Below are 8,362 nucleotides of genomic sequence, written 5' to 3'. Positions count from 1 at the left end.
GGTCGCTCCTACAGGGGGCGGCGGTGGCTTCGGTTTCGTTCATCGCCGTTTCACCGCCGGCGAAACGGCGCAGGATGGCGTTCTGCTTCCTCAGGGCGCCGTCGACCAGGCGCGGGAGCAGGGCGTTGAGGCGGGCGAAGAAGGATTCGGGGAAGCCGATGTAGTGCTCCTTGGCGTCGCCTTCGATGGCGGCGACGATCTCCTTGGCGACCCGCTCGGGGGGATCCATGTTCATCTTCACCGCATCGGCCATCGCCATCACCGCGCCGTCGTTGATCCTGGTGCGGGCGGCGCGGGGGGCGATGTAGGTGACGCCGATGGCGCTTCCGTCCAGTTCGCGGCGCAGCGCTTCGGAGAAGCCGCGCAGGCCGAATTTGCTGGCGGAGTAGGCGGTGAAGCAGGCGAAGCCGAGGGTGCCGAAGGTGGAACCGACGTTGACGATGCGGCCGCGATTGCGCGCCTCCATGTGGGGGAGGATGGCGCGGGTGAGGAGCATCGGGCCGAGCAGGTTGGTCTGCACGATCCGCTCGATGGTCTCCGGGTCCTGCTCGCCGTAGCGGGTGAACTGGAGGGTGCCGGCGTTGTTGATCAGCAGGTCGATGGCGCCGAGGCGGGCGAACGCCTGGACGGAGGCGCTGTGGGCGCCGTCGGCGGTGGAGAGGTCGGCGAGCACCGGGTGGGCCTCGCCGCCGTGGGCGTTGATCCGCTGGCACAGCGGCTCCAACGCCTCGGCGCGTCGTCCGACCAGGGCGAGGTGGGCGCCCTTGGCGGCGAGGGCCTCGGCGGTGAGCTGGCCGATGCCGCCGCTGGCGCCGGTGAGCAGGATGCGGGTCTCTTGCAGGTTCATGCGACGGCCTCCAGGCGGGCGCCGGGCAGGGCGCGGAAGATGTCGCCGTAGAGCTGGTAGACGACGTTGGCGCAGTGGGTCACCGCGGCCCGGTCGGCGGGGTCGTCGAGGCGGTTCATCAGCTCTTCGAAGAAGCCGACGTGCTCCTGGTCCAGCTCGCCGTGGGAGGTGAGGTAGCTGAAGCAGTCGGCGCCCAGGCCGAGCCCCTGGCGGATCGCGGCGGCGGCGTTGAGGGCGAGCTGGACGCTGGTCCCCTCCAGCACCAGCACCATGCCGAACAACCCCACCGGGTTGCCGCGGGCGATGGTGTCGTAGGCGTAGGCGACCATCAGCTCGGTGGGCAGTGCGGGCTGGCCGTGGCGCACCGCCTCGGCGTCGCCGCCGGCGTTGCGGATGTCGTTGAGGATCCACTCCTCGTGGCCGCGCTCCTCCTCTATATAGTGGGCGACCGCGTCGCGCAGCCAGCCGAGGCGCTCGGGCAGGCGGGCGCCGCAGGCCATCAGCAGGGGGACGGTGTGCTTGACGTGGTGGTAGGCCTCGGTGAGGAAGGCGAGGTACTGCTCGAGGGTCACCTCGCCGCGGGCGCCGGCCTGGATGATCGGGGTGGTGAGGAGTTGGTTGCGGTTCGCCTCGGTGGCGGCGAGCAGTTGCTGGATGAAGCTCATGGGGCGGGCTCTCCCGGGGTGTCGTCGGTGTAGAGGGCGGCCAGCGCGGCGCCGTAGCGTGCGGCGATGGCCTCGCGGCGGGGGCGGCCGTTGGCGGTGGCCAGGCCGTTGGCGAGGGTGAAGGGCTCTTCGGCGCGCAGCCAGCGGGTGATCCGGGCGTAGTCGGGCAGCCGCCGGTTGGCGGCGGCCACCGCCTGCTCCACCAGCGGATCGGGGGCGGGGGAGTAGAGCAGGGCGGCGTTCCACGGGCGGCCGTCGCCGTAGAGCACCGCCTGGGGCAGGGCCGGGTGGGCGGTCAGCTCGGCCTCCACCCAGTCGGGGGCGAGGTTGCGGCCGAAGGCGGTGATGAATAGGTCGCGCTTGCGCCCGGTGAGGTGGAGCCGGCCCTGGTCATCGATGTGGCCCAGGTCGCCGGTGGGCCACGGGGCGTCGTTGGGCGGGGCATCGATCTCGCCGAGATAGCCGAGCATGCGCGGGCCGTGGACCAGCACCTCGCCGTCGGCGGCGATCTCCAACTGCAGGTGGGGCAACGGGCGGCCGACGCTGCCGGGGGCGTCGTCGTCGGGGCGGTTGAGGGTTACCACCGAGGCGCATTCGGAGAGGCCGTAGCCCTGATAGACCGGCAGACCCAGGCCGCGTGCCTCCTCCAGCAGGGTGGCGGCCACCTTGGCGCCGCCCACCGCCAGGAAGCGTAGCGACGGGGGCGACGGCGCCCCCTCACGGCGGGCGTGGAGCAGCGCCTGGAGCATTGCCGGGACGACGATGGCGGTGGTCGGGCGGGCGGCGAGCAGGGTGTGGGCGAGCCGCGCCGGGTCGATGCCGCTGGCGCCGCGCAGACCCACCTCGGCCAGCGACGGCACCACCGCCTCGGCGCCGGCCAGCAGCGGGGCGTAGAGGCCGCCGATGTTCTCCAGCAGGGTGGCCAGGGGGAGCAGGCAGAGGTGGCGGTCGTCGCCACCGGCCCCGCTCGCCTCGATCAGCGAGCGGGCCACCGCCAGTTGGCCCGCCTCGTCGAGGCAGACCCCCTTGGGGGTGCCGCTGGTGCCGGAGGTGAAGGTGATCTTGGTGGTGCCGGCCGGCAGCATCGGCGCACCGGTGCGCGGGTGGTGGAGCAGCGCGAGGTGGGTGGCGGCCAGCTGCACCGGCTCCGGGTCGTGAAAATCGAGGGGGCCGGCCAACTGCTCGGGGCGGTCGCAGAGCAGGGCATCGGCGCGGGCCTGTTCAACCGCGTGGCGCAGCTGTTGCGGGGAGAAGAAGGCGGGCAGGGGGAGCAGGATGGTGCCCGCGCGCAGCGCCGCCAGGTCGGCCACCGCCCAGGCGGGGCCGTTGTCGATGGCCAGCGCCAGCACCCGGATCTTCTCCCGCCGCAGGGTGGCGGCGAAGCGCTCCACTTCGCGGTGGTAGGTGGCGTAGTCGAGGGTGCCCCCCGCGCCGCGCAGGGCGGGGGCCGCGGGGTGGTGGCGGGCGCGGTGGGCGAGGGTGTCGATCAACGCGCTCACGGCAGGCTCCTCGCCGAGCGGCCGGCGCTGAGGGCGTGTTCCCACAGGCCGTGGAGCAGCCCCAGCGCGCGCTCCAGCCGGAAGGCCTGCTCCAGCCGATCGAATCCGTCGGCCACGTTGCCGGCCACCACCACCGGGCGGTGGTCGTAGTAGCGTCCCCAGGCGTGGCGCGCCTCGCCCAGCCGGGTGCCGTCGGCCTCGGCCAGTTCGGTGAGCGGCAGGCCGAGACGGCGGAAGGCGTTGCGCAGGCCGGGCACCGCGGTGAGCACCACCCAGTCGAAGCCGGCGCCGCGCAGGTAGGCGTTGAGGGCGACGATCATGCAGCGGGCGGCGCCGGCATGGTTGACCACCAGGTTGCCCAGCTCTACGATGGCGCCCCGCCGCGGGGTGGCGTTGGGGATGGCGCGGGCGATTTCCCGTTCCACCGGGCCGTCCAGGTAGTGCTCCAGCAGCAGCGGCTCGCGGTCGGCGGCGCGGATGCCCATCGCCGCCAGCGGCGTGCCGTCGGCGCCGCGCAGTCCGATCAGCAGCGGCATGAACTGGGCGAGCTCGGCGTCGAAGGCATCCCGATAGCCGTCGCGGATGAACCGTTCGAGGGTATCGCGCCCGGCGGAGTCCCGCTCCAGGAACTCCAGCCGCGCCCCATTGAGGTGGTCGGCGACGATCGGGTTGAGCATGGCGGCCGTCCTGTGGTGGTTTGCGATGGACGGCACGATACGGCCCGTGGATTAATGGGGCCTTAACCGGATTTCCCCGGGGGTTTCCTTTTGCGCAGAGGGTGGTTTAAAGGGGGGGGCGTTGATCGACGCCTACCCGGGAAATCCGGAATTTGGGCTTTTGGGGGTAGGTCGGCGCGACTGCGCCGACTTGAACGGAAGCTGCGGGCGTGCGGATACGACGTTCGTTCCGAAAGGCGCGTCTCTCCCATTCGGGAAGTGCGGTGGAGAGGGTGGAGGAGCGGCGCCTCCGCTGGTGTCGGCGCCGTAGCGCCGACCTACGGCCTGCGGAATTGGGGTTGTCTCAGACTGTTCAGGGTGTGGAATATTAGCCTTTTCTTATCGTTGAGTGATTGACTGTGGTATTTTGGCCGAGATTAAAATCTCGTTGAAATTCATCCAGGTATAAGCTGCGATCGGCTCCATAAGGAAAACAATAAAGCTCGTTTATGGGCTGGAAGACAAAACCTGCTTGCTTTCGGGGTGCAGGTGACTATGTTAGGTGGTCCGCGAAAGCCGGGGGGCCGTAAAACGGCGCGCCCGGACGCCGGGGAAGAGGGGGGTCGCCGCGTCGGCGGCGTCATCCGGATCTGGCCCGCGGTGTAGAGAAGAATCCAAGAATTCCGTGGCCGGAGTCCAAACCCGGCGGCGGGTTGACCGTAACCTCAAACAATATATTGGAGAGGAAACCATGCCGACATTCGTCCGTACCGACAAGTGCGACGGTTGCAAGGGTCAGGACAAGACCGCTTGCATGTACATCTGCCCCCACGACCTGATGAAGCTGGACAAGGATGGCTCCGAGACCGGCCACGCCATGCGTTCCTTCAACCAGGAGCCGGAGCAGTGCTGGGAGTGCTACTCCTGCGTCAAGATCTGCCCCCAGCAGGCCATCGAGGCCCGTCACTACGCCGACGTCGTTCCTCTCGGCGGTTCCGTGCAGCCTCTCCGTGGTACCGACTCCATCATGTGGACCATCAAGTTCCGCAACGGCACCATGAAGCGCTTCAAGTTCCCCATCCGCACCACCCCCGAAGGCTCGATCGACTGCTACACCGGGAAGGCCGCTGCCGAGATGGGCAAGATCTCCGACAATGGTTTCTTCAACCATATGGAGCAGAACGGTTACCGCGCCGGCGATCCCGCCGAGCTGATCCGCAAGTAAGCGGCTCGCGTGCGACCTGAACTTCAAGCAAACAAATTCCGAGGAAGTGAATAATGGCTGAATTTGGTAATCCTGATGTCGTCGAGGAAGAGGTTGACATCCTTCTGATCGGCGGCGGTATGGCCTGCTGCGGTGCCGCTTACGAGCTGATGCCCTGGATCGAGGCCGCCAAGGCCGACATGGGTCGTGACATCACCGTCAAGCTGGTCGACAAGGCCGCCATGGACCGCTCCGGCGCCGTGGCCCAGGGCCTCTCCGCGATCAACACCTACATCGGTCCCGAGCAGGATCCCGCCGATTACGCCCGCATGGTCTCCAACGACCTGATGGGCATCACCCGCGACGACCTGGCCTACGACCTGGGCCGTCACGTCGACGAGTCGGTGCACCTCTTCGAGGAGTGGGGCCTGCCGATCTGGAAGACCGACGAGAACGGTGAGCGTTTCGACGGTTCCAAGGGCATGACCCCCCTGAAGGACGGCGGCAAGCCCGTGCGCTCCGGCAAGTGGCAGATCATGATCAACGGCGAGTCCTACAAGTGGATCGTCGCCGAGGCCGCCAAGAAGGCCCTGGGTCCCGATCGCATCGAAGAGCGCATCTTCATCGTCAAGCTGGTCAACGACAAGAACGACCCCGGCCGCGTCGCCGGTGCCGTCGGCTTCTCCGTGCGCGAGCACAAGGTCGCCGTCTACAAGTTCAAGGCCTGCCTGCTGGCCGCCGGTGGCTGCGTCAACATCTTCCGTCCCCGCTCCGTCGGTGAGGGCACCGGCCGCGCCTGGTACCCCGTCTGGAACGCCGGCTCCACCTACTCCATGGCCGCCGAGGCCGGTGCCGAGCTGACCATGATGGAAAACCGCTTCGTGCCGACCCGCTTCAAGGACGGTTACGGTCCGGTGGGTGCCTGGTTCCTGCTGTTCAAGTCCAAGGCCACCAACGCCTTCGGCGAGGCCTACATGGTCAAGAACAAGGACATGCTGGACGACTATCCTCCCTACGGCCAGGCCGCCGTTCCCGCCTCCTGCCTGCGCAACCACCTGATGCTCAAGGAGATGATGGACGGTAACGGTCCGATCTGGATGGACACCGTGACCGCGCTCGCCAACCTGCGCGAGACCCTGACCCCCCGCGAGGTGAAGCACCTCGAGGCGGAGGCCTGGGAGGACTTCCTCGACATGTGCGTCGGCCAGTGCGGCATCTGGGTCGGTGAGAACATCGAGCCGGAGAAGAAGAACTCCGAGCTGATGCCCACCGAGCCCTACCTGCTCGGCTCCCACTCCGGCTGCTGCGGCATCTGGACCTCCGGTCCCGAGGACGTCGGTGCCCCCACCGAGGAGTCCCTGCCGGGCGTGCCCGAGCACCTGCCCTCCGGCTGGAACTGGGGCTACCGCGGCATGACCACCGTGAAGGGCCTGTTCACCGCCGGTGACGGCGTGGGCGCTTCCGGCCACAAGTTCTCCTCCGGCTCCCACGCCGAGGGCCGCATGGCCGCCAAGGCGATGGTCAAGTTCGTGGTGGACAACAAGGACTGGACCCCTGAGCTCGACACCAGCGTCGACGATCTCGTCGCCGAGATCCTGCGCCCGGTGAAGACCTTCCTGGAGTTCAAGGACTACTCGACCGCCATCGACGTCAACCCCAACTACATCACCCCCAAGATGCTGCAGTTCCGTCTGCAGAAGATCATGGACGAGTACGTTGCCGGTGTCGCCACCTACTACAAGACCAACGAGCACATGCTCGAGGTTGCGGAGCAGAAGCTGGAGATGCTGAAGGAAGACGCCGAGAAGATGCGTGCCAAGGACCTCCACGAGCTGCTGCGCGCGTGGGAGAACTATCACCGCATCCTCACCGCCGAGGCCCACATGAAGCACATCCAGTTCCGCGAGGAGTCCCGTTACCCGGGCTTCTACTACCGCATGGACAAGAACTTTGTCGATGAGGAGAACTGGCACTGCTTCGTGAACTCCATCTACGACAAGACCGCCAAGAAGTGGACCGTGTTCAAGCGCGCCCACGTGGATCTGGTGGACAAGTCCAAGCTGTTCAAGCCTGCCGCTCACTAAGCTCGGTAGACCCTGAACAGGGCGCCCCGACTCTTTTCCCGCTAGCGCGGGAAAAGAGAGAGGGGCGAAGAAGTCCGGGTGCCGCGAGGTGCCCGGACTTTTGCTTCTTAGGTCGTAAAAACCCTAGTTCCCGGTAGGTCGGCGCTACCGCGCCGACGTGAACGGAAGCACCGTTGTTTGAGCGCCTTCGAAACCCGTCCGAGTGGTAGGCGGCGTTCGGCAAGCACGGTGCGTTTCATGCTCCGCTGCTTTCGTTTGCGTCGGCGCGGTAGCGCCGACCTACACCATCCTTCGAGAGGTCGTCGGTAGAACGGAAGCACCATTGTTTGAGCGTCTCCGAAATCCGTCCGGGTGGTAGGCGGCGCTCGGCAAGCGCGGTGCGTTTCATGCTCCGCTGCTTTCGTTTGCGTCGGCGCGGTAGCGCCGACCTACCCCCCTCATGAGAGGTCGTCAGGTAGCGGCAGGGACTCCATCTGCCGCTACCGACGCCCTTTCCCTCCAGCACGCACAGGTATCCGAAATGAGCGACAAACCCTTTCGCGAAAGCCCCGTCCTCCCCGTCGAACTGGAGCCGGGAACCGAATTCAACTTCAGTTGCAAACCCGGGATCGGCTGCTTCAACGCCTGCTGCAAGGCGATCGACATCACCCTCACCCCCTACGACATCCTGCGTCTGAAGCGCCGCCTGAAGATCACCGCCCCCGAGTTCCTGCGCGACTACGCGGTGCCCTTCCAGATCGACCAGAACGGCCTGCCGGCGCTCAAGCTGCGCACCGAGAACGACACGCCGCGTTGCCTGTTCAACACCGACGAGGGGTGCACCGTCTACGAGGACCGCCCCACCGCCTGCCGCTACTACCCGGTGGCCCAGCTGTCGATGCGCAAGGAGGACGAGTACACCGATCGTCAGAGCTACGCCATGGTCCGCGAGGAGCACTGCCTCGGCCACCAGGAGGAGAAGTGCCAGAGCATCGAGCAGTACGTGGCGGAGCAGGGGCTCGACGATTACAACCGTTACAACCGCGGCTGGAGTCAGCTGGTGCTTAAGGTGAAGTCCCTGGGGCCGTCGGTCGGCAAGCCCTCCAAGCGTTCGCTGCAGCTCTTTTTCATGGCCAACTACGACCTTGATGCCTTCCGCATCTTCGTCTCCGAGAAGAGCTTCCGCCGCGGCTTCGCGTTGAGCGAAGAGGAGTGGGCGGTGGTGGACGGGAGCGACGAGGGGCTGCTGGATTTCAGCTTCCGGCTGATGCGCCAGGTGCTGTTCGCCGAGGAGAGCCTGCCCCGTGCCGACGGGGCGATCGAGGAGCGTTTCGAGAAACGCAAGGCGCGTGAGAAGGCCGCCGAGGAGAGCGAGGAGGTGATCGACGCCACCTTCGACGACTCCTCCTGCGCATGAGAATTTTCTAG

The 8,362-nt window shown here is 67.1% G+C and carries 8 protein-coding genes; 3 read left to right on the top strand and 5 right to left on the bottom strand.

Going from position 1 to position 8,362, the window contains the following annotated elements:
• From ACYQ2W_RS24485 to ACYQ2W_RS24470, 4 genes are all read right to left on the bottom strand, one after another.
• A partial coding sequence (locus ACYQ2W_RS24485) for an SDR family oxidoreductase (RefSeq protein WP_459873329.1) occupies window positions 1-847 on the bottom strand: 847 nt, incomplete at its 3' end.
• Window positions 844-1,512, bottom strand: a complete 669-nt coding sequence (locus ACYQ2W_RS24480; protein WP_459873327.1) for an iron-containing redox enzyme family protein — start codon at window positions 1,510-1,512, stop codon at window positions 844-846. The genes ACYQ2W_RS24480 and ACYQ2W_RS24485, both read right to left, overlap by 4 nt.
• Window positions 1,509-3,011, bottom strand: coding sequence for an AMP-binding protein (locus ACYQ2W_RS24475; protein ID WP_459873325.1), 1,503 nt, complete (start codon window positions 3,009-3,011; stop codon window positions 1,509-1,511). Before ACYQ2W_RS24475 ends, ACYQ2W_RS24480 begins: the two co-directional genes overlap by 4 nt.
• A complete protein-coding gene (locus ACYQ2W_RS24470; protein ID WP_459873323.1) occupies window positions 3,008-3,688 on the bottom strand; it encodes a thermostable hemolysin in 681 nt (226 codons plus the stop codon). Before ACYQ2W_RS24470 ends, ACYQ2W_RS24475 begins: the two co-directional genes overlap by 4 nt.
• A gap of 730 nt (window positions 3,689-4,418) precedes the next feature.
• Here ACYQ2W_RS24470 and aprB point away from each other — a divergent pair.
• Together aprB and aprA are read left to right on the top strand one after the other, a co-directional pair.
• Window positions 4,419-4,892 carry an adenylyl-sulfate reductase subunit beta gene (gene aprB / locus ACYQ2W_RS24465; RefSeq protein ID WP_459873321.1) on the top strand — a complete coding sequence of 158 codons (474 nt, stop codon included), beginning with the start codon at window positions 4,419-4,421 and terminating at the stop codon, window positions 4,890-4,892.
• Between the two features lie 53 nt (window positions 4,893-4,945).
• Window positions 4,946-6,955: an adenylyl-sulfate reductase subunit alpha gene (gene aprA, locus ACYQ2W_RS24460; RefSeq protein ID WP_459873319.1), complete on the top strand. Its 2,010-nt coding sequence runs from the start codon at window positions 4,946-4,948 to the stop codon at window positions 6,953-6,955.
• A 235-nt stretch (window positions 6,956-7,190) separates the two neighbouring features.
• Here the strand turns inward: aprA and ACYQ2W_RS24455 are convergent, their stop codons facing one another.
• A complete protein-coding gene (locus tag ACYQ2W_RS24455) occupies window positions 7,191-7,343 on the bottom strand; it encodes a hypothetical protein (RefSeq protein ID WP_459873316.1) in 153 nt (50 codons plus the stop codon).
• Window positions 7,344-7,475: 132 nt separating this feature from the next.
• On the opposite strand from ACYQ2W_RS24455, the gene ACYQ2W_RS24450 reads away from it, so the two are divergent.
• Complete coding sequence (locus ACYQ2W_RS24450; protein ID WP_459873314.1) at window positions 7,476-8,351, top strand: YkgJ family cysteine cluster protein; 876 nt, start codon at window positions 7,476-7,478, stop codon at window positions 8,349-8,351.
• Window positions 8,352-8,362: the final 11 nt, after the last annotated feature.

It is taken from the genome of Endothiovibrio diazotrophicus, assembly GCF_054657215.1.
The sequence above is the reverse complement of the archived record's forward strand: the minus strand, read 5'-3'. Positions and strand labels throughout refer to the sequence as shown.

What these genes read in the sequence shown, in the direction of transcription:
- ACYQ2W_RS24480 (WP_459873327.1), bottom strand. Translation starts at nt 1,512, where the DNA reads ATGAGCTTCATCCAGCAACTGCTCGCCGCCACCGAGGCGAACCGCAAC.
- ACYQ2W_RS24470 (WP_459873323.1), bottom strand. Translation starts at nt 3,688, where the DNA reads ATGCTCAACCCGATCGTCGCCGACCACCTCAATGGGGCGCGGCTGGAG.
- aprB (WP_459873321.1), top strand. Translation starts at nt 4,419, where the DNA reads ATGCCGACATTCGTCCGTACCGACAAGTGCGACGGTTGCAAGGGTCAG.
- aprA (WP_459873319.1), top strand. Translation starts at nt 4,946, where the DNA reads ATGGCTGAATTTGGTAATCCTGATGTCGTCGAGGAAGAGGTTGACATC.
- ACYQ2W_RS24455 (WP_459873316.1), bottom strand. Translation starts at nt 7,343, where the DNA reads ATGAAACGCACCGCGCTTGCCGAGCGCCGCCTACCACCCGGACGGATT.
- ACYQ2W_RS24450 (WP_459873314.1), top strand. Translation starts at nt 7,476, where the DNA reads ATGAGCGACAAACCCTTTCGCGAAAGCCCCGTCCTCCCCGTCGAACTG.